This window comes from Streptomyces sp. NPDC005706, assembly GCF_040631045.1.
GTDB lineage: Bacteria > Actinomycetota > Actinomycetes > Streptomycetales > Streptomycetaceae > Streptomyces.
This window is the reverse complement of the sequence record NZ_JBEXYS010000020.1, coordinates 61,081-87,153: the sequence shown is the minus strand read 5'-3', so window position 1 is coordinate 87,153 and position 26,073 is coordinate 61,081. Positions and strand designations below refer to the sequence as shown.

Here is a 26,073-nt window from a genome sequence, read left to right as displayed (position 1 = left end):
GCGGTGGTGGCTCAGCCCTCGCTGACGCCCAGCTTCTCGAGGATCAGCTCCTTGACGCGGGCCGCGTCCGCCTGACCCCGGGTCGCCTTCATGACCGCGCCGACCAGGGCACCGGCCGCGGCCACCTTGCCGCCGCGGATCTTGTCCGCGACGCCCGGGTTGCCGGCGATGGCCTCGTCGACGGCGGCGGTCAGCGCGCCCTCGTCGGAGACGACCTTCAGACCGCGCTTGTCGACCACCTCGTCCGGGGTGCCCTCGCCCGCGAGGACGCCCTCGATGACCTGGCGGGCCAGCTTGTCGTTCAGGTCTCCGGAGTTCACCAGCTCGGTGACCCGGGCGACCTGCTGCGGCGTGATGGCCAGCTCGTCCAGCGCCTTGCCCGACTCGTTGGCGCTGCGCGCCAGTTCGCCCATCCACCACTTGCGGGCGGAGGCCGCGTCGGCACCGGCGTCGATCGTGGCGACGATCGGGTCCAGCGCGCCGGCGTTCAGGATCGCCTGCATGTCGGTGGCGGAGATGCCCCACTCGGCAAGCAGCCGGGTGCGGCGGGCCAGCGGCATCTCCGGCAGCGCGGCGCGGATCTCCTCGACCCACTCGCGGGACGGGGCGACCGGTACGAGGTCGGGCTCCGGGAAGTACCGGTAGTCCTCGGCCTCCTCCTTCACGCGGCCGGAGGTGGTGGAGCCGGTGTCCTCGTGGAAGTGCCGGGTCTCCTGCACGATCGTGCCGCCGGACGACAGCACGGCCGCGTGCCGCTGGATCTCGAAGCGGGCCGCACGCTCCACGGACCGCAGCGAGTTGACGTTCTTCGTCTCCGAACGGGTGCCGAACTTCTCGGTGCCGTTCGGGCGCAGCGACAGGTTCACGTCGCAGCGCATCTGGCCCATCTCCATACGGGCATCGGAGACGCCGAGCGCCCTGATGAGCTCGCGCAGCTCGCGGACGTACGCCCGGGCGACCTCGGGGGCGCGCTCGCCGGCGCCTTCGATCGGCTTGGTGACGATCTCGATGAGCGGGATGCCCGCGCGGTTGTAGTCGAGCAGCGAGTGGGACGCGCCGTGGATACGGCCGGTGGCACCGCCGACGTGCGTCGACTTGCCGGTGTCCTCCTCCATGTGGGCGCGCTCGATCTCCACGCGGAAGCTCTCGCCGTCCTCCAGCTGCACGTCGAGGTAGCCGTTGAAGGCGATCGGCTCGTCGTACTGGGAGGTCTGGAAGTTCTTCGGCATGTCCGGATAGAAGTAGTTCTTCCGGGCGAAGCGGCACCATTCGGCGATCTCGCAGTGCAGCGCGAGGCCGATCTTGATCGCGGACTCGACGCCGGTCGCGTTGACGACCGGGAGCGCGCCGGGCATGCCGAGGCAGACCGGGCAGGTCTGCGAGTTGGGCTCCGCGCCCAGCTCGGTCGAGCACCCGCAGAACATCTTGGTCTTGGTGCCGAGTTCGACATGGACCTCGAGGCCCATGACGGGGTCGTACGACGCCAGCGCGTCCTCGTACGACACCAGGTCGGTCGTGGTGGTCACGGTGAAAACTTCCCTCTCAGCCCAGCAGGACGTCGTCGTCGCCCAGCCGCTTCAGCTCGCGGTAGAGGATGGCGAGGCCGGTGACGATCGCGACGGCGGACACGGTGGCGTCGATCAGCCGCAGTGGGTCCTGCTCGGCGCGCGCCTTCTTGATCTGCTTGGCCACGCCGAACGCGCTGAACGCGGTCCCGGCCATCGACAGGTACGTGCCGGACTTCGACTTCTTGAAGCCCTTGGCCTTGTTCAGTGCGCTCACAGCGACGGAGCCTCCTCGATCAGCGGGTGCCCCCACCTTTCCACGAAGGCGGCCTCGACGGCGGCTCCGACCTTGTACAGCCGGTCGTCCTTGAGCGCCGGGGCGATGATCTGCAGGCCCACCGGGAGGTTGTCCTCCGGGGCGAGACCGCAGGGCAGCGACATGGCCGCGTTGCCCGCCAGGTTGGTCGGGATGGTGCACAGGTCGGCCAGGTACATCGCCATCGGGTCGTCGGCACGCTCGCCGATCGCGAAGGCGGTGGTCGGCGTGGTCGGCGACACGATGACGTCGACCTGCTCGAAGGCCTTCTCGAAGTCACGCGTGATGAGCGTGCGGACCTTCTGCGCGGAGCCGTAGTAGGCGTCGTAGTAGCCGCTCGACAGGGCGTAGGTGCCGAGCATCACGCGCCGCTTCACCTCGGGGCCGAAGCCCGCCTCACGGGTGAGGGAGGTGACCTCCTCGGCGGAGTGGCCGCCGTCGTCGCCGGTCCTGAGGCCGTAGCGCAGGCCGTCGAAGCGGGCGAGGTTGGAGGAGCACTCGGACGGCGCGATCAGGTAGTACGCGGAGAGCGCGAGGTCGAAGGACGGGCAGTCCAGCTCGACGATCTCGGCGCCCAGCTCCTTCAGCAGCTCCACGGACTCGTCGAAGCGCTGCACGACGCCGGCCTGGTAGCCCTCGCCGCGGAACTGCTTGACGACGCCGACCCGCATGCCCTCGACGCTGCCGTTGCGCGCGGCCTCGACCACCGGCGGGACCGGGGCGTCGATGGAGGTGGAGTCGAGCGGGTCGTGCCCGGCGATGACCTCGTGCAGCAGGGCCGCGTCCAGGACCGTGCGGGCGCAGGGGCCGCCCTGGTCGAGGGAGGAGGAGAAGGCGACCATGCCGTAGCGGGAGACCGCGCCGTAGGTCGGCTTCACGCCGACCGTGCCGGTGACGGCGGCGGGCTGGCGGATGGAACCGCCGGTGTCGGTGCCGATGGCGAGCGGGGCCTGGAAGGAGGCGAGCGCGGCGGAGGAGCCGCCACCGGAGCCGCCGGGGATCTTGGTGAGGTCCCAGGGGTTGCCGGTCGGGCCGTAGGCGCTGTTCTCGGTGGAGGAGCCCATGGCGAACTCGTCCATGTTGGTCTTGCCGAGGATGACGACGTCGGCGGCCTTCAGCCGCTTGGTGAGCGTCGCGTCGTACGGCGGGATCCAGCCCTCGAGGATCTTCGAGCCGACGGTGGTCGGCACGCCCTCGGTGGTGAAGATGTCCTTCAGCGCGAGCGGGACGCCGGCCAGCGGGCCGAGCTTCTCGCCGCGGGCCCGCTTCTCGTCCACGGCGCGGGCCTGGGCGAGGGCGCCCTCGCGGTCGACGTGCAGGAAGGCGTGCACCTTCTCGTCGACGGCCTCGATGCGGGCGAGGTGGGCCTCGGTGACCTCGACGGCCGTCAGCTCGCCGGAGGCGATCTTCTCGGCGGTCTGCGCCGCCGTGAGCTTGATGATGTTGCTGTCCGTCATGGTCAGTCCTCCCCCAGGATCTGCGGCACCTTGAAACGCTGCTGCTCCTGGGCCGGGGCGCCGGAGAGCGCCTGCGCGGGGGTGAGCGAGGGACGGACCTCGTCCGCGCGCATGACGTTCGTCAGCGGCAGCGGGTGGGAGGTCGGCGGTACGTCTTGGTCGGCGACCTCGCTGACGCGGGCGACCGCGCCGATGATGTCGTCGAGCTGGCCTGCGAAGTGATCGAGTTCTTCGGGCTTCAGCTCCAGACGCGCCAGCCGGGCGAGGTGGGCGACCTCCTCGCGCGTGATGCCAGGCATGCAGCGATCCTCTGGGTGAGTGTTTGTGGTTTGGGGCGGGGGGCTGGCGTCGCATTCCCGCCGTCCGCCCGGAGGGCGGGCCGTGCGGCGCTTGGTGCGTGCGATCGCAAGGCGCCGGAGCGCCCTCGTGGCGGAGCCACGTGGGCGATTCGGCAACGCGGCGAGCGTGCGTGCCAGGCGTCGCGCGGCAGGCGGGAATGTGACGCCAGTCCCCAATCCTATGGGGCGGGGGGCCGTGAGCGTGAAACGGTTCGGCCGTGCCCCCGGCCCGCGGCGGCCTCGCCCCCGGCTCAGTGGCGCCGCGCGTCCCAGGCCCGGCTCCTCAGGAAGTGGTTGTCGTACAGCTCCTGCACCTCCAGCAGGCTCTCGGGGGTGGCCTCGCCGAGGGCGATGCGCTGGAGGTGGCGGAAGTACTCGAAGCGTTCGACGCCCGGGGTGAGCACGATGAGCAGGTCGGCGTCGGCTCCCGGCACGGCGGCGAAGGCGTGCGGCCTGCCGGGCGGGACGACGACGAGGTCGCCCGGGCCGGCGGTGACGACGTCGTCACCGGAGAGGATGTCGGCGGCGCCGTCCAGCAGGAAGAACATCTCGGCGGAGTTGTCGTGCCAGTGCGGTTTGGCGCCGTCGGCACCCTCGCGGAGGGTGACCCGCTGGGTGGACAGCGCGCCTCCGGTCGCGCTGCTGTCGGCCAGCAGGCGGATGGTGGTGGGCGCGCGGCCGACCACCTCGGCCTCGGCCTCGGCCTCGCGGACGATCACGGTCTCGTCGAACTTCGGAACGAACAGCGACATCTTCGAACCCCCTGGTGACGGTGGTGCCGTGGTCAGACGAGGAAGAGCAGGGCGGCGCTGATCAGTACGACGACCGCCGTGGCGAAGTGGACCCCGAACGCCACGGCCCGCGCACCACCGTGCCGCAGGACTATCAGCGTGTCGCCGAGCGGCACGAGCGCCACGCCGACCATGAACCAGGCCTCGGCGCGCGCTCCGGCGAAGGCCAGCAGCGCCAGGCCCACCACTCCGAGGGCGCCGTCCCGGAGACCCTTGATCGTGAGGTAGGCCCCGGCGTCGCCGGCCGGGTCGGCCGGTACTCCGTAGCCGGCCGCGGAGGGCCCGGGCCGGAACAGGAAGCGGTAGCCGAGGAACAGGCAGAACAGGTCGAGCACGACAGCCAGGGTGTAGGCGGTGACGGTCATGTCCTCTCTCCTTGCTAGCAGCGCTAGTGATGCAAGCGAAGCTAGCAGAGCGGCGGCAGGAACGCTAGCAGTGCTAGAATCAAGCCATGTCGATCCAGACGCGCCGGGAGCGCGAACGAGCGGAACGCGAGCGGCTGATCGTCACGGCCGCGCGGGAACTCGCGGAGGCGGAGGGCTGGGACGCGGTCACCACGCGCCGGCTGGCCGCCGAGATCGAGTACAGCCAGCCGGTCCTCTACAGCCACTTCAAGGGCAAGGGCGCGATCATGGCCGCGGTCGCGGTGCAGGGCTGCGCCGACCTGGCGGCCGAGCTGCGGACGGCACGCGCGGGACTGCGGGACCCCCGGGACCCGCGGGAGCCACTGGCGGCGGTGGCGCGGACGTACACGTCCTTCGCGCGGCGCCGGCCGGCCCTCTACGACGCGATGTTCACCCACTTGGTGGACCTGCCGTTCGCCACGCCGGAGGCACCGGCGCCGCTGCAGGAGGCGTTCGGGGAGCTGCTGCTCGCGGTGGAGCCGGTCGCGGTGGAGGGTGACGAGCCGGGTCTGCTCACGGAGACGTTCTGGGCGGCCCTGCACGGGCTGGTCACGCTGATGCGCAGCGGACGGCTGCCGGAGGAGGCGCACGAGCGCAGACTGGACCTGCTGATCGGGCACTTCGCGGCGATCTGACCGCCCGCGCCCCGGCGCTGCCGGCCGGGCGCTACTCGGCGGCCGGCAGCGCGGCCCGCGGCCGCTGCCAGCCGCGCGACCCGCGGGCCCGCAGCCACGCGGTCGTCTCGTCCGGCGGCATCGCGGCGGCGACCAGCCACCCCTGCACCGCGTCGCAGCCGAGGTCGCGCAGCCGCTCCCAGGTCTCGTCGTCCTCCACGCCCTCGGCGACGACGAGCAGGCCCAGCGAGTGCGCCAGGTCGACCGTGCACCGCACGATCTCGGCGTCCTCGGTGTCCACGGCCAGCCGGGCCACGAAGGAGCGGTCGATCTTCAGCTCGCTGACGGGGAGCCGGCGCAGGTGCACCAGCGAGGAGTACCCGGTGCCGAAGTCGTCCAGGGACATCTTCACGCCGTGCCCGGTGAGCGCGGCGAGGGTGTCGGCGGCCCGCTGCGGGTCCTCCAGCAGGACGTGCTCGGTGATCTCGAGCTGGAGCGCCCCGGCCGGGACTCCGTGCCGCGCGAGGCGGGCGGCGACCGAGCCGGCGAAACCGGGCGTGTGCACGTCGCGCGGGGAGACGTTGACCGCCACCGGCACCCGCAGCCCCTGCGCCCGCCAGGCGGCGACCTGCCCGAGCGCGGTCTCCAGTACGTACTCCGTCAGATGGGGCATCAGCCCGGAGGACTCGGCGATCGCTATGAACTCGTCCGGCGGAACCTTCCCGCGCTCGGGATGCACCCACCGGACCAGCGCCTCCAGGCCCGCGACCTGACCGTCGAAGCGCACCTTGGGCTGGTAGTGCAGCTGCACCTCGTGGGCGTCCAGCGCCCGGCGCAGATCACCCAGCAGACCGAGCCGGTCGGGCGTGTTGGAGTCCCGCTTGGACTCGTAGACCTCCACGCCGGTACGGTCCCGCTTCGCCTGGTACATCGCCACGTCCGCCCGCCGCAGCAGGCCTTCGGCGTCCAGCGCATGGTCGGGGAAGACGGCGACGCCGGCGCTGGCCTCCAGGACGAGGGTGAGCCCGTCGAGGTCGAGCGGTGAGCTGAGTTCCGTGACGAGGCCGCGGGCGACGCGGGTGGCGGAGGTGGTGGAGTCCGCGACGGGCAGTAAGACGGCGAACTCGTCGCCGCCGAGCCGGGCGGCCTCCGCGCCGCGCGGCAGGGCCTGGCGCAGGCGGTCGGCGATCTGCAGCAGCAGCCGGTCGCCGGCGAGATGGCCGAGGGTGTCGTTCACCGAACGGAACCGGTCGAGGTCGATCAGCATGAGCGCGGCGCGGGCGCCGATCCGCTCGGCGTCGTCCAGGGCGGTCCAGATCCGCTCCAGCAGCCACTGCCGGTTGGGCAGCCCGGTCAGCGGGTCGCGCAACTGCTCCTCGGCGCGGGCCCGGGCCATCCACAACGTGGAGTCGAGGGCGATGAGCGGGATGGCGAACAGCGGCAGCAGGACCGGCCGGGCGTCGGCGACCACGCACACCAGCGGGGCGATGCCGAGCAGCGCCACGGCGAGCAGGCCCTGCCGGACCAGGGCGGTGCGGGCGACCGTGGGCAGCGGGCCGCCGCGCGGTGCCTGCGCGTACCACAGCAGGCCCCGGCTGACCGCGAGGTAGGCGGCCGCGACGACCACCACCTCCGGCGCGGTGGCGATGCCCCAGCTCTCGGGCCGCCAGGGCTCCTCGACGCTCGGCACCCGCCCGAAGAAGCCGAGCACCAGGGCGCCGGCGCTGATCCCGAGGATGTCGACCGCGCCGTGCAGCACGCCCTGCCGCCAGCGCTGCCGTCTGGCCGTGCCGACCAGGACGACGACGGTGAGGCTGACCATCCCGGCCGGCATCCAGCCGTACAGCAGCAGGACGGCCAGGGTGAGGGCCGCGCCGGAGCCCGTGCCGCCCCACCAGCGGGCGCGGCCGAGCATCACGAGGTGGCCGACGATGATGCCGGTGAGCACGGCCAGCGACCAGCCCCGCGTCTCGCACGGGAACAGGGCGTGGTGGCCGGCGAAGGCACGGTAGAAGCCCGCCGCCAGGGCCAGCGCGGCGGCGGCCACGAGGGCCGCGTGCGACGCGGGCCAGGGCGGACGGAGTTCGGGGTCGGTGCCGGGTTGTGTCCGGGCGGCCTCGACGGCCGCCGGGACCGCGGGGTGCGACTCGGGCGCGGCGCCCGCTTGGGCCGGGTGCGTCCGGGCAGGGGTGCGTCCGGCGCCCCGCCCCGTCCACCGGGTCCCCCGCCACGCGCCCGCACGGCGGCGCAGGCGCAGCCATGCGTGCGGGGCGGCGCTCTCGGTCGGTTCCATTCCCGTCCCTCTCACAGCCGGCGGTGCCCACGCCACGCGGCCCGGTGCCCGACAACCATCAGCGGCTCCGCGTTGAACAATCCTTTCCCCGTGCCCCTGGCGGACAGGGGGGATGCCCCAACCGCAGCTGGGCACGGCAGGCGCACGCCTCAACAGTAGGCCGCGGAAGGCTTCCTGGGGCAGCGGTCGTCAACGGTTGCCCGAATGCGCCCGGGCCACCCGTATGCATCTGATATGCACCGATCGGGCGGCCTTCAACCGCTACTCCTCGGTCGGAAGCGCGACTTCGGCCGCCGCTTCGGGTCCCTGCTCCAACAGGACTGCGAAACCGGCCTCGTTCAGGACGGGAACCTTGAGCTGCATCGCCTTGTCGTACTTCGATCCCGGGTTGTCGCCGACGACCACGAACGAGGTCTTCTTCGAGACCGAACCGGTCACCTTGGCACCGCGGCTCTGCAGTGCCTCCTTGGCACCGTCCCGGGTGAAGTTCTCCAGCGTGCCGGTGACGACGACGGTGAGCCCCTCCAGCGGACGCGGGCCCTCGTCCTCGCCGGACGACTCGTCCTCCAGCGGAACCCCGGCGGCCTTCCACTTGCGGACGATCTCGCGGTGCCAGTCCTCGGCGAACCACTCCTTGAGTGCGGCGGCGATGATGGGGCCGACGCCGTCGGTGGTGGCCAGCTCTTCCTGGGTGGCCTGTTCGATGCGGTCGATCGAGCGGAACTCGCGCGCGAGGGCCTGTGCCGCGACCGGGCCGACGTGCCGGATGGAGAGCCCGTTCAGGAAGCGGGCGAGCGGACGGGACTTCGCCGCCTCGATGTTCTCCAGCAGCGTCAGCGTGTTCTTCTTCGGCTCGCCCTTCTGGTTGGCGAAGACCGCGACGACCTTGTCCTCGCCGGTCTTGGGGTCCCTCTTGGGCAGGCCGCTGTCCGGGTCCAGCACGTAGGCCCTGATGGGCAGCAGCTTCTCCACCGTCAGGTCGAACAGGTCGCCCTCGTCGACCAGCGGCGGGTCGGACGGCTCCAGCGGCTGGGTGAGCGCGGCGGCGGCCACATCGCCGAAGTGCTCGATGTCCAGGCACTCGCGGCCCGCGAGGTAGGACACGCGCCCGCGCAACTGGGCGGGACAGGCACGGGCGTTGGGGCAGCGGAGGTCGATGTCGCCCTCCTTCATGGGCCGCAGCGGGGTGCCGCACTCCGGGCACTCGCCCGGCATCACGAACTCCCGCTCGCTGCCGTCCCGCAGGTCGGCCACCGGGCCGAGGATCTCGGGGATGACATCACCGGCCTTGCGCAGGACGACGGTGTCGCCGATGAGCACGCCCTTGGCCTTGACGACCTCCTGGTTGTGCAGGGTGGCGAACTCGACCTCGCTGCCCGCGACGGTGACCGGCTCGACCTGGGCGTACGGCGTGACACGTCCCGTGCGGCCGACGCCCACCTTGATGTCGACGAGCTTGGTGTTGACCTCTTCCGGGGCGTACTTGTAGGCGATCGCCCAGCGCGGCGCCCGCGCGGTGGAGCCGAGACGCCCCTGGAGGCGCATCTCGTCCAGCTTGACGACCACACCGTCGATCTCGTGTTCCACGGAATGCCGGTTCTCGCCGTAGTGGGCGATGAACTCCCGTACGCCGTCGAGGTCGTCGACCACCCGGTTGTGCCGGGAGGTGGGCAGCCCCCAGGTCTTCAGCAGGTCGTAGGCCTGGGAGAGACGGGTCATGCCCGTGAAGCCCTCCAGGGCGCCGATGCCGTGGACGACCATGTGCAGCGGGCGGGTGGCGGTGACGCGCGGGTCCTTCTGGCGCAGCGAACCGGCGGCGGCGTTGCGGGGGTTGGCGAAGGGCTTGTCCCCGGCCGCGACCAGGCGCTCGTTGAGTTCGAGGAACTTCTCCATCGGGAAGTAGACCTCGCCGCGGATCTCCACCAGGGCGGGGACGTCGTCGCCCTTGAGCCGGTCCGGGATGTCCGCGATCGTGCGGACGTTGGGCGTGATGTCCTCGCCGGTGCGGCCGTCGCCGCGGGTCGCCGCGCGCGTGAGGCGGCCGTTCTCGTAGGTGAGGTTGACGGCGAGGCCGTCGACCTTCAGCTCGCACAGGAAGTGGTACTCCTGCTCGCCCAGTTCCCTGGCGATTCGGTCGGCCCAGGCGGCCAGCTCGTCGTCGTTGAAGGTGTTGTCCAGGGACAGCATCCGCTCGCGGTGCTCGACCGCGGTGAACTCCGTCGCGTAGGACCCGGCGACCTTCTGGGTCGGCGAGTCCGGCGTGCGCAGCTCCGGGTACCGCTCCTCCAGTGCCTCCAGGCTCTTCAGGAGCTGGTCGAACTCGGCGTCGCTGACGACCGGGGCGGCCTTCACGTAGTACCGGAAGCGGTGCTCCTCGATCTGCTCAGCGAGCTGCGCGTGCTTCTCCCGTGCCTCGGCGGGCACTGCCGTCTCCGCCTGCTGCTTGTCGCCGGCCACCGTGTCGTCCTCCCGTTACTCTGGGTTGTCCGCGAGGGATCTCGCCGCCCGGACGCAGTGGGCGAGCACCTGGCGTGCGTACGCGGGAGAAGCGCCCGCGAGACCGCATGCCGGGGTCACCGTGACCGCCTCCGCGAGCAGCCCGGGACGCAGCCCCAGCCTGCGCCACAGCGTCCTGACACCCATGACGCTACCGGCAGGGTCTGACAATGGGCCGTCCGTGCCCGGCACGACACCGGCGAACAGGCGGATGCCGGCCTCCACGGCCTCGCCGATGGCGTCGTCGTCACGTTCGGTGAGGAGCGAGAAGTCGAAGGAGACGGCGTCGGCGCCGGCCCGGCGCAGCAGGGCGAACGGCACGTCGGGGGCGCAGGAGTGGACGGCGACCGGACCGTCGTCGTGCACCGCGATCACGTCCCGGAGCGTGGCCTCGACCAGCTGCCGGTCCACGGCCCGGTGGGTGCGGTAGCCGCTGGCGGTCCGTACCTGCCCGCGCAGTACGTCGGTGAGCGACGGCTCGTCGAGCTGGAGCACGAGGCGGGCGCCGGGGACGCGGCGCCGCACCTCGGCGAGGTGCAGCCGCAGCCCCTCCGCCAGCGAGGCGGCGAGGTCGCGGCAGGCGCCCGGGTCCGACAGCGCGGCCTCCCCGTTCCTCAGCTCCAGGGCTGCGGCCAGGGTCCAGGGCCCGACGGCCTGCACCTTGAGGTCGCCCTCGTGGCCCTGGGTGAACTCCTCCAGCGCGTCGAGGTCCTCACCGAGCCATGACCGGGCCCGCTTGGTGTCCCGGCCGGGCCGGTCGCCGAGCCGCCAGCCGCTGGGCTCCACGCGCGCGTACAGCTCGACCAGCATCCCGGCGGTGCGCCCGATCATGTCCGCGCCGGGCCCGCGCGCGGGCAGCTCGGGCAGGAACGGAAAGTCCTCGAAGCTGCCGGTGACGGTCTTGGCGGCCTCCCGGGCGTCCCCGCCGGGCATCGACCCGATCCCGGTGGCCCCACCGAAGCGAATGTTGTCGTTCACGGGGTGAAGCCTACGTAGCCTTCGCGCCCCCGGGTGACCGGCGGTCAGCGGCCCGGGCGCACCGTCAGGTCGTTGATCTCCGCGTCCCTCGGCAGATCCAGGGCGGTGAGGATGGTGGTCGCCACCGACTCGGGGTCGATCCACCGCGAGGCGTCGTACTCCTTGCCCTCCTGGTGGTGCACCTTGGCCTGCATGGGGCTGGCCGTACGCCCGGGGTAGACGGAGGTGACGCGGACGCCGTTGCCGTGCTCCTCCTGGCGCAGCGAGTCGGCCAGCGCCTTCAGTCCGTGCTTGGAGGCGGCGTACGCGGACCAGCCCGCGTGGGCGTTCAGGCCGGACCCGGAGTTGACGAAGATCACATGACCGCGGGCGGCGCGGAGCTGGGGCAGGAAGTGCCGGGTCAGCTCGGCGGGAGCGATCAGGTTGACGTTGAGCTGGTGGCGCCAGGACTTGGGGGTCAGCTCGCCGACCTCGCCGAGATCCACCACTCCGGCGATGTGCAGGAGCGAGTCGACCCGCTCCGGGAGCGTCTGGTGGGAGAAGGCCCAGGAGAGCTTGTCGGGGTCGGCGAGGTCGCCCACCAGGGTGCGCGCCCCGGGGAACTCGGCCGCCAGTTCCTTGGCGCGGCCCGCGTCGCGCGCGTGCAGGACGACTTCGTCCCCGCGCGCGTGAAGCCGGCGGGCGACGGCCGCGCCGATGCCGGAGCCGGCCCCGGTGATCACATGAGTAGCCATGTCCGCCATGCTCGCATCAGCCGGCCGACAGTGACTCCTCGAGGTGGGCCAGGGCGGCCGCCGGCTCCTCGGCGAAGAACATCAGCTCGGCGAGCGGGCGGGGCAGGAAGCCCTCCGCGTCCATGCGGCGGAACTGCTGCTGGAGCCCGTCGTAGAAACCGGCCGTGTTCAGCAGCACCACCGGCTTGTCGGTACGGCCGTGCTTCTTCAGCTCCAGGATCTCGGTGGCCTCGTCCAGCGTCCCGGTGCCGCCCACCATGATCACCACCGCGTCGGCCTTCTCCAGCAGCAGCCTCTTGCGCTCGGCGAGGTCGGCGGCGATCACCATCTCGTCGGCGCCGGGACGTGCCTTCGCCGCGAGGAACTCCACGGAGACGCCCAGCAGCCTGCCGCCCGCCTCTTGCACGCCGTCGGCGACGACCTTCATCAGGCCGACGTTGGAGCCGCCCCAGACCAGGGTGTGGCCGGCCTTGCCGAGCAGCTCCGCGAACTCGCGGGCGGGCCGGGTGTAGCGCTCGTCGAGGTCGGCGGCGGAGAGGAAGACGCAGATGTTCATGCCGTCCACCGTACGCGGGAAGAAGTCCGGGCCCGCCGGCGCTGTCCTGGTATGACCCGAGGACACACGATCACCATCGAACAGGGCGAGCGGCGCGTGCGGGCGGTGCACGGCGGCCAGGTGCTGGCGGAGACCGGCCGTCCCCTGCTGCTGCGCGAGACGGGCTGTCCGGTGCGGTACTACATTCCCGCCGAGGACGTCCGGATGGATCTGCTGACGCCGTCCGGCACCCACACCGTCTGCCCCTTCAAGGGCACCGCCTCCTACTGGTCGCTGCCGGGCGCGCCCGACCTGGTCTGGGCGTACCCGGACCCGAAGCCGGACGTGGCCGCGATCAAGGACCATCTGTGCTTCTACGAGGTGGAAGAGGTCGAAGAAACGTGACTCTCCCCGACACCGACGTGTCGTGACCGGTGAGTCCCGCGCCGTGCGGCAGTCTGCACGGGCATGGACAAGAAGACGACTTCCCGCGACGGCACCTCCCTCGCGTACCAAGTGATCGGCCGGGGGCCGACGGTGATCCTGGTGAGCGGCGCGATGTCCACCGGGGGCACCGTGACGCCCCTGGCGCACCGGCTCGCCGGCGACTGCACGGCCGTGGTCTACGACCGTCGGGGCCGCGGCGAGAGCGGTGACACGGCGCCGTACTCGGTGGAACGCGAGGTCGAGGACCTGGCCGCGCTGGTCGACGCGGTGGGTGGCGCGGCGGGTCTCTTCGGGGTCTCCTCGGGCGGCGCGCTGGTGCTCGAGGCGGCGGCGAGCGGCCTGCCGGTCCGTCAGGCCGCCGTGTACGAGGTGCCCTTCGCCGACTTCCTGGACGGCGGGGCCGGGAAGCGGGCGTACACCGAGCGTCTGCGGGAGGCGCTCTCGGCCGGCCGGCGCGGGGACGCGGTGGAGCTGTTCCTGCGGCTGACGGGTCTCGCCGAGGAGACGATCCGCAGCGCGCGCGAGTCACCGATGTGGGCCGGCATGGAGTCCGTCGCGCCCAGTCTGGCGTACGACGACGCGGTCCTGGGTGACGGACTGCTGCCCCGGGAGCGGCTGGCCGCGGTCTCCGTGCCGGTCCTGTCGGTGGCGGGCGGGGCGAGCCCCGGCTGGCTGCGCGAGGCGGCCGGGTCGGTGGCCCGGGCCGTGCCGCGGGGCACGTACCGCGCCCTGGAGGGCCAGACCCACGCGGTGGAGCCGGAGGTACTGGCCCCGGTCCTGGCGGAGTTCTTCACCGGCTGACCGGTCTCGGTGACGTAGGGACGGGCCCGGCCCGCTGGGGCGGTGCCAGGCCCGTCCTCGTCCTCGGGGGCCACTGCCCGGACCCAGCCCCCCGGGGGTGGGTCCGGGCAGCGTCAGGGTGTCCCCCGGCCTCACTCCCCTCCTGGCGAGTCCGGGACCCTGCGTGGGGGGACGTCGCCTCTCGCCGGGCCGACGTCCTTCGGGGCGGGGCGGAAGCAGCGCCCTGCTGAGGGAACGCCTCCCGCCCGGCCGGCGCCTCGTGGGGAGGACCCCGGCCGGGCCCCGTCCCCCGGCGCCCGGCCCGCTGCGGCGGAGCCGCTTCCCGGGCCCGTCGGTCAGGGCGCACCCGGACGACCGACGCCCTGAGGCCAGCCGGACTCCGGCTTCCCCGAGCGGCACCCTGCGCGCCGGGGAAGCCCGCCCCGGTCCGCTGCCCATCAGGGTCGGCCCCACCGTCACGCGGTCCGCCTCCGGACTCGCCCTCCGGGCGGCGCCTGCGCCCCGCGGCAGGACATCACCCGGACGACCGGCGCCCCCGTGGAGAGAGCGCCGCCAGGACGACCGGCGCCCCGTGGGTAGGACACCAGCCGGACCCCGACTCCCCCGGCCGGGCACCCCGCGAGCCGGGGAGCCGGCCCCGGCGCGACGGCCGTCAGGGTGCGCCCGGACGGTCGGGCGGGCCGCCTCCCGGACTCATCCTCCGGGTGGGAGCGGCGTCCTGTGTGTGGGGGGGGACGCGGTCCCGGTGGCCGGGGGCCGCCCGGGCCCTGGCTTCGGGGTGGGTCCGGGCCCCGTGGGGGGCCGTTCCCCGGACCCACCCCTGAGTGCGTGCGGCGACGTGTGGGGCCGTCGTGCTGCGCGCACCCCCTGGAACGCGGCGGGGCCAGGTCACCGCGTTCCGGGGTCTTCGGGCCGCCGCCGCCCGGTGCGGGCGAGGACCGGGGCGAGGCCGGCGCCACAGACGCCCAGGCCGGCCAGTGCGGCGGCGCCGGTGCGGGACTCGCCGGCGGCCGGCGGAGCCGCAGCCACGGCCCGGGCGTCGGCCGCGCCCGCGCTGTGGGCCCGGGCGGCCGGAACGGCCTTGGCGGGGGCGGCGCCGCTCAGCACGAGCACGGCGGCGGCCAGGGTGCCGGCGGCCACCGGACGGATCAGGGGGTGGAGCTGATGCACGGCGCTCACACCCCGGATCCGTTGAGCGTGCGGATGCGGGACGAACCGCGCGGGCGGGGATCGGTGGGAGACATGGAGCGGTCCTCCCTGCGAGAGGTCGGGGTTGGGGGGAAGCAGCGCGTCCGGGCGCTCGCCGATGAGCATCGGGGAGTGGCTGTGCATGGTCAACGCCCGTCGTGCCCGCTCGGACCGCGGTGTGAACGAACCGCGTACGACTGTGAACAGCACGCCACTTGCCGCTGGTAGCATCGCGGCGCCCTCGGCCCGGCCGCGGTCCGGGAAGTGAACATTCACGACGGAGCGGAGGGAGGCTCCCTTGGTGAAAGCACAGCCCGACGGATCGGACGCGGAGGCACGGCTCGCCGAGGCGCTGCGGACCGGCCCCTTCTCCGTGGCCCTGCGGGCGGCGCTGACGGCCCGCGGGCTGGCGCTGCACCGGGTGCGGCACCGGCTGGAGCAACGCGGCGTCAGCGTGGGCGTCACCAGCCTGAGTTACTGGCAGCGCGGCGTCCGCCGGCCGGACCGGCCCGAGTCACTGCGGGCGGTGACCGCGCTGGAGGAGGTGCTGGAGCTGCCGGAGCACGCCCTGACCCGGCTGCTCGGACCGCGTACGCCGGCCGACCAGCCGGTGGCCCGGCCGTTCCGGATGCTGGTCGGCCCGGACTCGGCGCTGGAACGGCTGCTCGCCGACCTGGAGGCACCGCGCGACGGCGGGCTGCACACCGTGCTGCAGTACGAGCGGGTGCGGATCGACGCGGAGCGCCGGCTGGCCAGCCGGGAGGCCGAGCACGTGGTGCGGGCGCACCGGGAGGGCATGGACCGCTACGTCGCCATCCACTGCGGCGAGATCGGCTGCGACACCGCGCGGATGCGGGTGGTGGGCCTGGAGAACTGCCGGGTGGGGCGGGTGCGCCGGGCGCCGGAGGCCGGGATGGTGGCCGTGGAGCTGCTCTTCGACGCGCGGCTCGCGGCGGGTGAGACGGCGATGATGCGGTACCGGTTCGAGGACGGCACCGGCGAGCCGAGCAACGAGTACTACCGGGGCTTCAGCTACGCGGGCGGCGCCTACGTGCTGCAGGTCGCCTTCGACCGGGCGGCGCTGCCGGTGCGGTGCCGGCGGTTCGGGCGGCCCACGGTGCAGGCGCCGCCCGAGTTCCTCGGCGACCTCACGCTGAACGCGCACGGCACGGTGCACATCGTGGAGCCCGAGATCCAGCCCGGGCACGTGGGCGTGACCTGGGACTGGGAGTAGGCGCCGCCCGTCCCGGGACGGGCGTTCTCAGGCCACCGGAGCCTGCACCCGCACCGTGGACGCGATCGTCGCCGAGCCGACCACGCGCGTGCCGTCGTACAGCACGATCGCCTGGCCGGGGGCGACGCCCCTGACCGGCTCGGTGAACGACACCTCGAGGGTGGAGTCGACGAGCTCCGCCGTCACCTCGGTCTCGCCGCCGTGGGCGCGCAGCTGGGCGGTGTAGGTGCCGGGGCCGGCCGGGGCGGTGCCGCACCAGCGCGGCTTGACCGCCGTCAGGGCGGTGACGTCCAGGGCGGCGGCCGGGCCGACGGTCACGGTGTTGTTCACCGGGGAGATGTCGAGGACGTAGCGCGGCTTGCCGTCGGGGGCCGGGGTGCCGAGCCGCAGGCCCTTGCGCTGGCCGATGGTGAAGCCGTAGGCGCCCTCGTGGGAGCCGACGACCGCGCCGGACTCGTCGACGATGTCCCCTTCGGCCTTGCCGAGCCGGCCGGCCAGGAAGCCCTGGGTGTCGCCGTCGGCGATGAAGCAGATGTCGTGCGAGTCCGGCTTCTTGGCGACGGCGAGGCCCCGGCGCTCGGCCTCGGCGCGGATCTCGTCCTTGGTGGTGACCGTGTCGCCGAGCGGGAACAGCGCGTGGGCGAGCTGCCGCTCGTCCAGCACGCCGAGGACGTAACTCTGGTCCTTGGCCATGTCGGAGGCCCGGTGCAGCTCGCGGGAGCCGTCCTCACGCGTGATCACCTGGGCGTAGTGGCCGGTGCAGACGGCGTCGAAGCCGAGGGCGAGCGCCTTGTCCAGCAGCGCGGCGAACTTGATCTTCTCGTTGCAGCGCAGGCAGGGGTTGGGGGTGCGGCCGGCCTCGTACTCGGCGATGAAGTCCTCGACGACGTCCTCACGGAAGCGGTCGGCGAGGTCCCAGACGTAGAACGGGATGCCGATGACGTCGGCGGCGCGGCGGGCGTCGCGCGAGTCCTCGATGGTGCAACAGCCCCGCGCGCCGGTGCGGAAGGACTGCGGGTTCGCGGAGAGCGCGAGGTGGACGCCGGTGACGTCGTGCCCGGCTTCCGCGGCACGCGCGGCGGCGACGGCGGAGTCGACGCCGCCGGACATGGCGGCGAGGACGCGGAGGGGGCGCTGCGGGATCTCAGTCATAACCCTTCCAGGGTACGGGGCCGCGGGAACCAGGACCGCCGTACATCCGTTGACGATCACAGCGGACGGGGCAGGTTCCAAGCGGGGGTGACCATGACTGACACGGACCGGCGGCCGGGGCGGCGGGCGCTGCTCATCGGCGGGCTGGCGGCCGCCGTGGGCACGGCCGCGCTGGCCCGGGAGGAACTGTCCCACCTGTGGTGGCGGCTGCCCGGAGTGGAGAAGTCACGGGTGGCCGGGGCGGTGGACTTCCGGGGCGCGCGCTGGACGGCGGCGGACCCGGCGAACTACCGCCGCGCGGACCGCCCGGACGACTACGCCGTCGACCGTGTCGTCGTCCATGTCACGCAGGGCGGCTATTCGAGCGCCGTGCGGGCCTTCCAGGACCCGGCGCACGGCGCCGCGGCACACTACATCGTGCGCAGGGACGGACGGGTCACCCAGCTCATACGGGAGCTGGACGTGGCGTTCCACGCCGGCAACCGGGAGTACAACGAGCGCAGCGTCGGCATCGAGCACGAGGGCTTCGTGGAGGACGCCTCCTCCTTCACGGACGCGATGTACGCCGCGTCGGCGCGGCTGACGGCCGCGGTCTGCGCGCGGTACGGGATACCCGTCGACCGGGAGCATGTCATCGGGCACGCGCAGGTGCCGGGGACGGATCACACGGATCCGGGGCCGCACTGGGACTGGAAGCGCTACATGGGGCTGGTGCGGCAGGCGGGATGAATGCCCGAAAAAATCATGGTTTCGCCCCTTTTTGCACGAAACGAGAAGTTCTATTCTGAGAGCAGGCCTACGGGATGAGTGAGGGAGTTACAGCGGCGTAGCCGACTTCTGCGAGAGGCACGAGGCTTCCGCCGAGGCCGACGTCGACGCTAGGACTGAGAGGCCGGAAAGTCGCAAGGACTGGACCGAAGGCGACCCCCAGCACCTGATCCGGACAATGCCGGCGAAGGGAACTTGTTTCGTAGGTCTTTCGCGTGCGCCGGGCCGGGCGGCGCGCCCCACGGCGGCGGCCCGTGCGTCGGCTGAGCCCGGCGGCCCGCCCCTCAGCTCAGCCCGGCCGCCCGCGCGCGTTCCACCGCGGGGCCGATGGCCTTGGCGACCGCTTCCACGTCCGCCTCCGTAGAGGTGTGCCCGAGCGAGAAGCGCAGGGTCCCGCGCGCCAGGTCCGGGTCGGTGCCGGTGGCGAGCAGGACGTGGCTCGGCTGGGCGACGCCCGCGGTGCAGGCGGAGCCGGTGGAGCACTCGATGCCCTGGGCGTCCAGCAGGAGCAGCAGGGAGTCGCCCTCGCAGCCGGGGAAGGTGAAGTGCGCGTTGGCCGGGAGCCGGCCACCGGGTGCGGGGTCGCCGCCGAGGATCGCGTCCGGTACGGCCGTACGGACGGCGTCCACCAACTGGTCCCGCAGGGCGCCGACCTCCCGCGCGAACCACTCACGCTGCTCGGCGGCGAGCCGGCCGGCCACCGCGAAGGAGGCCACGGCGGGCACGTCGAGGGTGCCGGAGCGGACATGGCGCTCCTGGCCACCCCCGTGCAGCACGGGCACCGGGGTGTACTCGCGGCCGAGGAGCAGCGCGCCGATGCCGTACGGGCCGCCGATCTTGTGGCCCGACACGGTGAGCGCGGCGAGGCCGGAGTCGGCGAAGCCGACCGGGACCTGACCGAAGGCCTGGACCGCGTCGGCGTGCAGCGGCACATCGAACTCGGCCGCGACGTCGGCCAGTTCACGGACCGGCATGACGGTGCCGATCTCATTGTTGGCCCACATCACGGTGACCAGGGCGACACTGCCGGGGTCGCGGGCGATGGCCTCGCGCAGTGCTTCGGCGTGGACGCGGCCGTGGGAGTCGACGGGCAGGTACTCGACGACGGCGCCCTCGTGCTCACCGAGCCAGTGCACGGCGTCGAGGACGGCGTGGTGCTCGACGGGGCTGGCGAGGACCCGGGTGCGGGCCGGGTCGACGGCGTGGCGGGCCCAGTACAGGCCCTTCACCGCGAGGTTGTCGGCCTCGGTGCCGCCCGAGGTGAACACCACCTCGCTGGGGCGGGCACCCAGCGCCTCCGCCAGGGTCTCGCGGGACTCCTCGACGGTACGGCGGGCCTTGCGGCCGGACGCGTGGAGGGAGGAGGCGTTGCCCGTGATGCTCAGCTGGGCGGTCAGTGCCTCCGCCGCCTCCGGGAGCATCGGGGTCGTCGCGGCGTGGTCGAGGTAAGCCATGGTGACGCCGATTCTACGGCGCCCTCACGGTGCCCCGGCTGCCACCGGCTGCGCCTCGCCCGTACCGGGGACGGGCCCGGCCGCGACGGCGGCACGCCGGTCGCCTCACAGGCTCCAGGACACCGTGTTGGACAGGTCCATCGCGAGGCCCAGGACCGCGAGGTCGGCGATGCCCAGGGTCAGGCCCAGCCAGGCGCGGCCACGGCGGGACGTGCCGCGCCAGAGGGCGATGGCGGCCAGGACGATGGCGACCGGGCCCAGGAAGACGTTGAGGACGAGCAGACCGACGAGGCCGAGGATGAAGGACGCCACGGCCATGCCGTCGGCGTCGCGCGTGCGCGGGCGGTTCTCCGTGCGGCCCGAGGCCGGTGCGGTGAGTTGCATGGTGCTCAGCTCCAGGAAGTCGGTTCGGACGGTCGGTCGACGGTCAGTTGGCCGAGGTGTGGCGGCGGCGGCCGTGGCGCTCGCGGATCGCGAAGATGCCGAGCCAGACGGCGATGACGGCGGCCGCGGCGGCGGTGACGGTCAGCGGCGCGTGGGCGACGGTGCCCAGCACGACACCGAGGAGCATGAGTGCGGCGACGAGGAACAGCATGGGATGAGATCCCCCCTCCGAGTTGCCTCGTGTTGTTCGCTTGTGAACCTTGGGTGAACAGTTGTAGTAACAGTTGTTCACTGACTTCGAGTCTAGCGCTTCTCGTGGCTTCCCAATTCCAGAGAACAGTTGTTAACTGGATGACATGAGTCACACCCTCGGCATCCGGCAGGCCCAGAAGCAGAAGACGCGGCAGGCGTTTTTGGACGCGGCGCTCGCTCTCCTGGAGGAGCAGAGCCTGAGCAGCCTCGGCCTGCGCGAGGTCACCCGTGCCGTCGGGGTCGCTCCGACCGCCTTCTACCGGCACTTCCGCTCCACCGCCGACCTCGGTGTGGCCCTGGTCGACGAGGCGCTGGGCAGCCTGCATCCGATGGTGCGGACGACGGTGTCCGCGGCCGGCGACAGCGGGGAACGCATCACGCGCGCCGTCGAGCTGATCGCCCGCCACGTCGACGCGTACCCCGCACACGTCCGTTTCATCGCCCGTGAGCGACATGGCGGAGTTCAGCCGGTCCGCGAGGCCATCCGCGACCAACTGGCCCGTTTCGCCGAGGAGGTGAAGGCCGAGCTGGCGGGCGACCCGGAGGCGCGCGGCTGGAACGACGAAGACCTGCGGATGCTCGCGCACCTCTACGTCGACCAGATGCTGCTGACCGCCTCCCTGTTCCTGGAGTCGCTGGAGGCGCCGGAGGACGAGCGGGCACGCGTCACCCTGCTGGCCCGGCGGCAGTTGCGGCTCATCAGCATCGGCCGCCACCACTGGCTGGACTGACCCGCCCCGCCGGTCCGGCGCCTGTCGGCTCGTCAGCCCTGCTGCGCCTGCCCCTCCGCCTGTCCCCCGGCCGTTTCCCCACCGGGCCCGCCGCAGCCGCCGCCCTGCCCGCCCCCGGGGCCGCCCTGGCCGCCACCGGGCGCTCCGCTCGGCGCACCGCCGGGCCTCCCCGAGGGCGCACCGGAGGGCCTCCCCGAGGGCGCACCGGAGGGCCTCCCCGAGGGCGCGCCGCTCGGCCTCGCGGTGGAGGCCCCCGAGGGCGCGCCGGACGGCATCCCGCCGGGACGGCCCGCCGTGCCGGTCGGCATGCCGGACGGCGCCCGGCAGGTCTGCTGCCCGGAGCCGCCGGTCGAGGAGGACGAGTCGTCCGAGCCGCACGCGGTCAGCAGCAGCGGGGAGAGCGCCGGCAGGACGGCGGCGGGGACGAGACGGGCACGCTTCATGAGAGACAGCTCCACGGAGGACGAGGAAGACCTGAGGCGGGCACTGAACCAGCGGCGCATAGGGCACGCTTGGGCCTCCCCTGTCCCCGCGCTGTCAATCGGGCAAAGCGCGCCCCAAGTACCGCCGTTCATCAGGCACTTCGGCCACCGTCCGGACCGGCCTCCTGGTACAGGGCCGTGACGGAGCGGACCGCCCGCAGCAGTTCCGCGCGCGCCTCGGGTGGGCCCAGGATCTCCACCTGGTCGGAGAACCCGAGCAGTTGGCGCACCGCCCGCAGCACCGGGTACGACAGCCGGGCGGTGACCCAGTCGCCCTCCCCGTCGTCGTCGGGGATGTCGGTCAATTGGGCGGCGGCCATCCGCCGGAACATGTCGAGGCGTTCGCGCCGCACCCGCACGGTGACGTCGACACCGTCCCCCGGCCGCTCCTCCACCTGCCGGCGCAGCACCTCCCAGACGTCGGCGAGTTCGACGCCCGGCCGCCGCCGCACGGGATCGTCGAGCAGCCGGGCCGAGCGCACCCGGTCGGCGCGGAACAGCCGGGGCGTGCCCCGGCGGTCGGCGACGAGGTACCAGACCCCGGCCTTGGCCACCAGACCGTAGGGGTCCACGGTGTACGCGGACGGCTCCCGGTCCCCGCTGTGCCGGTAGCGCAGCCGCAGCCGCCGGTCGGAGAAGACCGCGTCCTGCAGCGCCTCCAGGTCCACGGCCTGCTGAGGGCCGCCGAGCCAGCGGGTGGCGTCGACCAGGATGCGGCGGCTGGTGACCTCGGCGGCGGGCCGGTGCGGCGCCGGCAGGGCGGCCATCACCTTGCGCAGGGCGGAGCCGAGCGCGCTGTCGAGGCCGAGCGCCGCGTGGGCGCCCTGCGCGGCCAGGATGAACAGCGCCCGGGACTCGTCCGCGGTCAGGCCCGTGACGTCGGTACGGAAACCGGCGAGGAGTTCGATGCCGCCGTGCCGGCCGCGCTCGGCGTACACCGGCACACCGGACGCCGACAGGGCCTCGACGTCCCGGTAGATGGTGCGGACCGACACCTCGAGCCGGTCGGCCAGTTCGCGCGCCGGAACACGCCCGCGGGTCTGCAGGAGCAGCAGGATCGACAGCAGCCGGTCGGACTTCACGGGCCCAGAATCCCGCCGCGTCCAGGTCCGCGCAAATGTTGACGGCAGGTGTCAGGTTATCCGGGGATGCTCGGCGCACCGACTCACCGAGAGGCTTGTCATGACGAACGAGTTCACCGACCCGCGCCCCTACTACGTCCGCGCCACCGAGCAGGCGGCCGCGCTCATCAAGACCGTGCGCCCCGAGGACCTCACCCGGCCGACCCCTTGTTCCGAGTTCGACGTCCGTGGCCTGCTCGGCCATGTCGTCGGTGGCACCCGGCGGATCGCGGTGGTCGGCGAGGGCGGTGACGGGCTCGCCGTGGACCCGTCCACCGACGGTGTCGCCGACGACGGCTGGGCCGCCGCCTACGACGAGGTCAGGGTCCGGGTGCTCAGGGCCTGGGAGAGCGACGAGCGGATGGTGACGACCGTGCGCGTGCCGTGGGGCGAGGTCCCGGGCCACGCGGCGCTGTCGGGTTACGTGATGGAGATCGTGACCCACACCTGGGACCTCGCCGAGGCCCTCGGCCATCCGCTGGAGCTCGACCCGGAGCTGGCCGAGTTCTCGCTCGCCAATGCCCGCCGGGTGCTGCCCGACTCCAGGCCGAGGGACGCCGCCACCCCGTTCGCCGCCCGCACCGGCGCCCCCGAGGGCGCCGGTGTCTACGAGGAACTGGCGGCCTGGCTGGGCCGCACCCCGCTCAGCCGAGCCTGACCCGGGCGAGCTGCCGGGACTGGGCGACCAGCCGGTCCGCGCTGTCCCAGACCTCGGCGTCCTCCTCCAGGAATCCGCCGGCCAGGTTGCGGGTGGTGATCGACACCCGCAGCGGTCCGGGGGCGGGGCGGTGCCGGACGTGGACGGTGAGTTCCACCGTGGGCACCCAGCCCTTGAGGCCGATCTCGAAGGCGGTGGGCGGCAGCGCGTCCACCGCGAGCAGCAGCGAGAGCGGGTCGGCGTCGCGGCCGTCGGCCAGCCCGAACCAGGCCCGCATCTCACCCTTGCCGGAGGGCGCGCCGAGGGCCCAGCCGAGGGTGGCGGGGTCCAGCTTGAGCATCAGCCGGCCGGCGATGGCCGAGCTGCCCTCGACCGGGGCGGGGCCGTCCTCCGGGCCGAAGCACTGGCCCAGCGGCGGGATCGCCGGCGGGGCGGCCGTCGTACGGACGTCGTCGGGCAGGCCGGCGAGGTCGCCGTAGGAGGCGAGGACGCGGATCCGCTCGACCTCGTTGCCCTCGTCGTCGAACTGGAGGAGCGAGGCCTGGCCCGTGGAGAGGGTGCGGCCGGTGCGGACGGTCTGCGTGCGGACGACCGCCGGGCCCGGCTGGGACGCGGTCAGGTAGTGCGCGGAGACGGTGAAGGGGTCCGGGTGCGGAAGGGTGTCCGCGAGGGCCCTGCCGAGGACGGCCAGCAGATAGCCGCCGTTGACGGCGTTGATGATGGTCCAGCCGGCCGAGAGGTCGATGTCGTAGACGCCGGTCTCGCGCCGGGTGACCGCCGTGTCACGGTCGAACTCGCTGTCGCCGATCACGGCCCGCGACGATGGGGGTCCCCCCGCTCGAGCGAAGCCGAGAGTGGGGGAGGGTGCGGAAGCTGCTTCTGGCATGGGTGAACGGTACAACAGGAAATTACTAAGCGGTAGCTTTGCATGGTCGAGCGGATGCCGCGATCCGGCCACTCGGCCCAGGCCAGAGGGCCCCCCGGGTGAGATTCCGGCAATTTCCAGGTAAGTGTCCGGACACGTCCACAACCCCCGGCCGGTGATCACCCTCTATGGGGACATGAGCCTCACCGGGACTCCGTTCCTCTGCACGATCGTCGTGCTGTCCGTGGTCGCCCTCATACTGCCGCTCCTGCTGTGGTCGAGGACGCCCGGGCCGAAGCCGCTGCGCGCCGCGGCCCGGGTGCTGATGCTGCTGTTCACCCAGGGCACGGCCGTCACGCTGGTCTTCGTGCTGGTCAACAACCAGAACGGCCTGTACGACAACTGGGCCGACCTCATCGGCACCGGCGACCACGTCCAGCGGGCCGCCGACCTCGGCCGGGACGGCACCGGCGGGATCGCCCTGAAGCGGCTGCCCAGGGTCGCGCAGGTCTTCCGGCCGGCCGACGGACCCGGGATGCGCGCGGCGGGCGGGGTGCGCGTCACCCAGCTCCGGGGGCGGGTCTCCGGCGTGAACGCCGAGGTCTACGTCTGGCTGCCGCCCCAGTACGGCGAACCCGCCTACCGCCACCGCAGATTCCCGGTCGTGGAGCTGCTGCCGGGCTACCCGGGCTCGGCCAAGGCCTGGTTCGGCGCGCTCGGGGCGCACCAGCAGGTGCTGCCGCTGATGCGCGACGGCCGGGTGGCGCCCTTCATCCTGGTCGCGCCGCGCACCAACCTGCTGGCCGGCGTCGACACGGGCTGCGCCAACGTCCCGGGGCAGGTCAACGCCGACAGCTGGCTCAGCGTCGACGTGCCGAGGATGGTGCTGGACAACTTCCGCGCCCAGCCGGCGCCGTCGGGGTGGGCGGTGGCCGGCTACTCGGCCGGCGCGCACTGCGCGGTCAAACTGGCCGTGGCCCACCCCGACCGCTACCGGGCCGCCGTGAGCCTGTCCGGCTACAACGACCCGATCGGCGAGCGGAACTCGCTGGCCGCCCAGAGTCCCGCCCTGCGCGCCCGGAACAACCCCTACCTGCTGCTGCGGAAGGCGGCCGAGCCGCCCCGGATCGCCCTCTACGTCTCCGGCGAGTCCGGCGACGGCTACCAGGCGGGCGCGGCACTGCAGGCGGTCGCCAAGGCGCCGACGACCGTGCACGTGGTGTTCCTGCCGCGCAGCGCCGGCGGTCACACCATGGCGCTGTGGCGGCCGCAGGTCCCCGAGGTGTTCCGCTGGCTGACCCTGCAGATGGGCCAGAACCGCGCCAGGGGCGAGGACGGCTCGCTCGCCGGGGCCGGCACGGCACCCCTGAGCGGCACCGGCAGCGGAGACGGGGCCGCCGGGTCTACTCCTCGGTCACTGTCGAGCGCCGATTCCACGCACGCGGCGCTCGCCAGTGGAACTTCATCGCGAGCAGCCGCAGGACGAAGGCGGTGACGACCGCGAGCCCGCTGGTGAGCGGGGTCAGGGCGTCGTAGCGGATGCACAGGGCCACCATGGTGGCGCCGACGATCGCCGGGACCGCGTACAGGTCGCGGTCCCAGCGCAGCAGTGACGGGACCTCGTTGGCGAGCACGTCCCGCAGCACACCGCCGCCGACCGCCGTGGCGAGGCCGAGGGTCGCCGACGCGGTCAGGTTGAGCCCGTAGGAGTACGCCTTGGTGGTGCCGCTGACGCAGAACAGGCCGAGACCGGCCGCGTCGAAGACCAGCACCCCCGTCTGGATCCGCTCCACGTGCGGGTGCAGGAAGAACACCACGAGCGTGGCGATCAGCGGGGTGAGGAAGTACCCGAGGTCCGTGAAGGCCGCCGGGGGCACGGCCCCGATGACCACGTCGCGGAACAGCCCCCCGCCCAGCGCCGTGACCTCGGCGAGCACGGCGATCCCGAAGATGTCGAAGTTCTTCCGGACGGCCAGCAGAGCACCGGAGATCGCGAACACGAAGATGCCGATGACATCGAGCGTGTGCTGGACGGAGGGACTGAAGAGTTGCTGGAGCTGCACCCTGACATTCTC

General features: G+C 73.0%; 28 protein-coding genes and 1 riboswitch. Of the genes, 8 read left to right on the top strand and 20 right to left on the bottom strand.

The annotated features are described in order from the left end of the window. Positions 1–11: 11 nt before the first annotated feature. The 6 genes from gatB to ABZ478_RS27035 form a co-directional block, all read right to left on the bottom strand. Positions 12–1,526: an Asp-tRNA(Asn)/Glu-tRNA(Gln) amidotransferase subunit GatB gene (gene gatB, locus ABZ478_RS27060; protein ID WP_359553249.1), complete on the bottom strand. Its 1,515-nt coding sequence runs from the start codon at positions 1,524–1,526 to the stop codon at positions 12–14. A 16-nt stretch (positions 1,527–1,542) separates the two neighbouring features. Then, on the bottom strand, positions 1,543–1,782 hold the full coding sequence (locus ABZ478_RS27055; RefSeq protein WP_359553248.1) for a hypothetical protein: 240 nt from the start codon (positions 1,780–1,782) through the stop codon (positions 1,543–1,545). Then, positions 1,779–3,284, bottom strand: a complete 1,506-nt coding sequence (gene gatA, locus ABZ478_RS27050) for an Asp-tRNA(Asn)/Glu-tRNA(Gln) amidotransferase subunit GatA (protein ID WP_359553290.1) — start codon at positions 3,282–3,284, stop codon at positions 1,779–1,781. Before gatA ends, ABZ478_RS27055 begins: the two co-directional genes overlap by 4 nt. Next, on the bottom strand, positions 3,281–3,577 hold the full coding sequence (gatC, locus tag ABZ478_RS27045) for an Asp-tRNA(Asn)/Glu-tRNA(Gln) amidotransferase subunit GatC (protein WP_018544665.1): 297 nt from the start codon (positions 3,575–3,577) through the stop codon (positions 3,281–3,283). The genes gatA and gatC overlap by 4 nt, the downstream gene beginning before the upstream one ends. 290 nt (positions 3,578–3,867) lie before the next feature. After that, complete coding sequence (locus tag ABZ478_RS27040; RefSeq protein ID WP_359553247.1) at positions 3,868–4,368, bottom strand: cupin domain-containing protein; 501 nt, start codon at positions 4,366–4,368, stop codon at positions 3,868–3,870. A gap of 32 nt (positions 4,369–4,400) precedes the next feature. Beyond that, positions 4,401–4,772 carry a DUF4267 domain-containing protein gene (locus tag ABZ478_RS27035; protein ID WP_359553246.1) on the bottom strand — a complete coding sequence of 124 codons (372 nt, stop codon included), beginning with the start codon at positions 4,770–4,772 and terminating at the stop codon, positions 4,401–4,403. 86 nt (positions 4,773–4,858) lie between these two features. Between ABZ478_RS27035 and ABZ478_RS27030 the strand changes: the two genes are divergently transcribed. Further along, complete coding sequence (locus ABZ478_RS27030; protein WP_359553245.1) at positions 4,859–5,446, top strand: TetR/AcrR family transcriptional regulator; 588 nt, start codon at positions 4,859–4,861, stop codon at positions 5,444–5,446. A 31-nt stretch (positions 5,447–5,477) separates the two neighbouring features. On the opposite strand, the gene ABZ478_RS27025 is transcribed toward ABZ478_RS27030, so the two are convergent. The 5 genes from ABZ478_RS27025 to ABZ478_RS27005 form a co-directional block, all read right to left on the bottom strand. After that, entirely contained in the window at positions 5,478–7,718 is a 2,241-nt protein-coding gene (locus ABZ478_RS27025) for a bifunctional diguanylate cyclase/phosphodiesterase (RefSeq protein ID WP_359553244.1), read from the bottom strand. A gap of 261 nt (positions 7,719–7,979) precedes the next feature. Further along, a complete protein-coding gene (ligA, locus tag ABZ478_RS27020; protein WP_359553243.1) occupies positions 7,980–10,175 on the bottom strand; it encodes an NAD-dependent DNA ligase LigA in 2,196 nt (731 codons plus the stop codon). A 15-nt stretch (positions 10,176–10,190) separates the two neighbouring features. Beyond that, positions 10,191–11,147 carry a methionine synthase gene (locus tag ABZ478_RS27015; RefSeq protein WP_359553289.1) on the bottom strand — a complete coding sequence of 319 codons (957 nt, stop codon included), beginning with the start codon at positions 11,145–11,147 and terminating at the stop codon, positions 10,191–10,193. 89 nt (positions 11,148–11,236) lie between these two features. Continuing rightward, positions 11,237–11,935 (bottom strand): SDR family oxidoreductase, encoded by a 699-nt coding sequence (locus ABZ478_RS27010; RefSeq protein WP_359553242.1) that lies wholly within the window; start codon positions 11,933–11,935, stop codon positions 11,237–11,239. Between the two features lie 7 nt (positions 11,936–11,942). Next, positions 11,943–12,482, bottom strand: coding sequence for a TIGR00730 family Rossman fold protein (locus ABZ478_RS27005; protein ID WP_359553241.1), 540 nt, complete (start codon positions 12,480–12,482; stop codon positions 11,943–11,945). 51 nt (positions 12,483–12,533) lie between these two features. On the opposite strand from ABZ478_RS27005, the gene ABZ478_RS27000 reads away from it, so the two are divergent. Continuing rightward, positions 12,534–12,866, top strand: coding sequence for a DUF427 domain-containing protein (locus ABZ478_RS27000; protein WP_359553240.1), 333 nt, complete (start codon positions 12,534–12,536; stop codon positions 12,864–12,866). 63 nt (positions 12,867–12,929) lie between these two features. After that, positions 12,930–13,709 carry an alpha/beta hydrolase gene (locus ABZ478_RS26995; RefSeq protein ID WP_359553239.1) on the top strand — a complete coding sequence of 260 codons (780 nt, stop codon included), beginning with the start codon at positions 12,930–12,932 and terminating at the stop codon, positions 13,707–13,709. Positions 13,710–14,597: 888 nt separating this feature from the next. Here the strand turns inward: ABZ478_RS26995 and ABZ478_RS26990 are convergent. After that, entirely contained in the window at positions 14,598–14,888 is a 291-nt protein-coding gene (locus tag ABZ478_RS26990; protein WP_359553238.1) for a hypothetical protein, read from the bottom strand. Positions 14,889–15,198: 310 nt separating this feature from the next. Between ABZ478_RS26990 and ABZ478_RS26985 the strand changes: the two genes are divergently transcribed. Further along, complete coding sequence (locus ABZ478_RS26985; protein ID WP_359553237.1) at positions 15,199–16,131, top strand: hypothetical protein; 933 nt, start codon at positions 15,199–15,201, stop codon at positions 16,129–16,131. A 27-nt stretch (positions 16,132–16,158) separates the two neighbouring features. On the opposite strand, the gene mnmA is transcribed toward ABZ478_RS26985, so the two are convergent. Continuing rightward, positions 16,159–17,283, bottom strand: a complete 1,125-nt coding sequence (gene mnmA / locus ABZ478_RS26980) for a tRNA 2-thiouridine(34) synthase MnmA (RefSeq protein ID WP_359553236.1) — start codon at positions 17,281–17,283, stop codon at positions 16,159–16,161. 93 nt (positions 17,284–17,376) lie between these two features. Here mnmA and ABZ478_RS26975 point away from each other — a divergent pair, with 93 nt between their 5' ends. Further along, positions 17,377–18,012, top strand: a complete 636-nt coding sequence (locus tag ABZ478_RS26975) for an N-acetylmuramoyl-L-alanine amidase (protein ID WP_359553235.1) — start codon at positions 17,377–17,379, stop codon at positions 18,010–18,012. Positions 18,013–18,082: 70 nt separating this feature from the next. After that, positions 18,083–18,261: riboswitch (TPP riboswitch) on the top strand. A 74-nt stretch (positions 18,262–18,335) separates the two neighbouring features. Here the strand turns inward: ABZ478_RS26975 and ABZ478_RS26970 are convergent. The 3 genes from ABZ478_RS26970 to ABZ478_RS26960 form a co-directional block, all read right to left on the bottom strand. Further along, on the bottom strand, positions 18,336–19,505 hold the full coding sequence (locus tag ABZ478_RS26970) for a cysteine desulfurase family protein (RefSeq protein WP_359553234.1): 1,170 nt from the start codon (positions 19,503–19,505) through the stop codon (positions 18,336–18,338). Positions 19,506–19,610: 105 nt separating this feature from the next. Next, on the bottom strand, positions 19,611–19,889 hold the full coding sequence (locus tag ABZ478_RS26965; RefSeq protein WP_359553233.1) for a DUF4190 domain-containing protein: 279 nt from the start codon (positions 19,887–19,889) through the stop codon (positions 19,611–19,613). Positions 19,890–19,932: 43 nt separating this feature from the next. Then, on the bottom strand, positions 19,933–20,100 hold the full coding sequence (locus ABZ478_RS26960; RefSeq protein ID WP_199212098.1) for a hypothetical protein: 168 nt from the start codon (positions 20,098–20,100) through the stop codon (positions 19,933–19,935). Positions 20,101–20,245: 145 nt separating this feature from the next. Here ABZ478_RS26960 and ABZ478_RS26955 point away from each other — a divergent pair, with 145 nt between their 5' ends. Further along, positions 20,246–20,872, top strand: a complete 627-nt coding sequence (locus ABZ478_RS26955; RefSeq protein ID WP_359553232.1) for a TetR family transcriptional regulator — start codon at positions 20,246–20,248, stop codon at positions 20,870–20,872. Between the two features lie 32 nt (positions 20,873–20,904). On the opposite strand, the gene ABZ478_RS26950 is transcribed toward ABZ478_RS26955, so the two are convergent. Both ABZ478_RS26950 and ABZ478_RS26945 read right to left on the bottom strand, forming a co-directional pair. Beyond that, positions 20,905–21,315, bottom strand: a complete 411-nt coding sequence (locus ABZ478_RS26950) for a hypothetical protein (protein ID WP_359553231.1) — start codon at positions 21,313–21,315, stop codon at positions 20,905–20,907. 131 nt (positions 21,316–21,446) lie between these two features. Further along, complete coding sequence (locus ABZ478_RS26945; RefSeq protein WP_359553230.1) at positions 21,447–22,436, bottom strand: YafY family protein; 990 nt, start codon at positions 22,434–22,436, stop codon at positions 21,447–21,449. A gap of 100 nt (positions 22,437–22,536) precedes the next feature. Here ABZ478_RS26945 and ABZ478_RS26940 point away from each other — a divergent pair, with 100 nt between their 5' ends. Beyond that, on the top strand, positions 22,537–23,133 hold the full coding sequence (locus ABZ478_RS26940; RefSeq protein WP_359553229.1) for a TIGR03086 family metal-binding protein: 597 nt from the start codon (positions 22,537–22,539) through the stop codon (positions 23,131–23,133). Here the strand turns inward: ABZ478_RS26940 and ABZ478_RS26935 are convergent. Further along, complete coding sequence (locus ABZ478_RS26935) at positions 23,120–24,019, bottom strand: thioesterase family protein (protein WP_359553228.1); 900 nt, start codon at positions 24,017–24,019, stop codon at positions 23,120–23,122. The genes ABZ478_RS26940 and ABZ478_RS26935 overlap by 14 nt on opposite strands. A 175-nt stretch (positions 24,020–24,194) precedes the next feature. Between ABZ478_RS26935 and ABZ478_RS26930 the strand changes: the two genes are divergently transcribed. Continuing rightward, positions 24,195–25,493, top strand: coding sequence for an alpha/beta hydrolase-fold protein (locus ABZ478_RS26930; RefSeq protein WP_359553227.1), 1,299 nt, complete (start codon positions 24,195–24,197; stop codon positions 25,491–25,493). Here ABZ478_RS26930 and ABZ478_RS26925 read toward each other — a convergent pair. After that, a complete protein-coding gene (locus ABZ478_RS26925; protein ID WP_358935579.1) occupies positions 25,402–26,061 on the bottom strand; it encodes a trimeric intracellular cation channel family protein in 660 nt (219 codons plus the stop codon). The two genes, ABZ478_RS26930 and ABZ478_RS26925, sit on opposite strands and share 92 nt — an antisense overlap. Between the last annotated feature and the right edge of the window lie 12 nt (positions 26,062–26,073).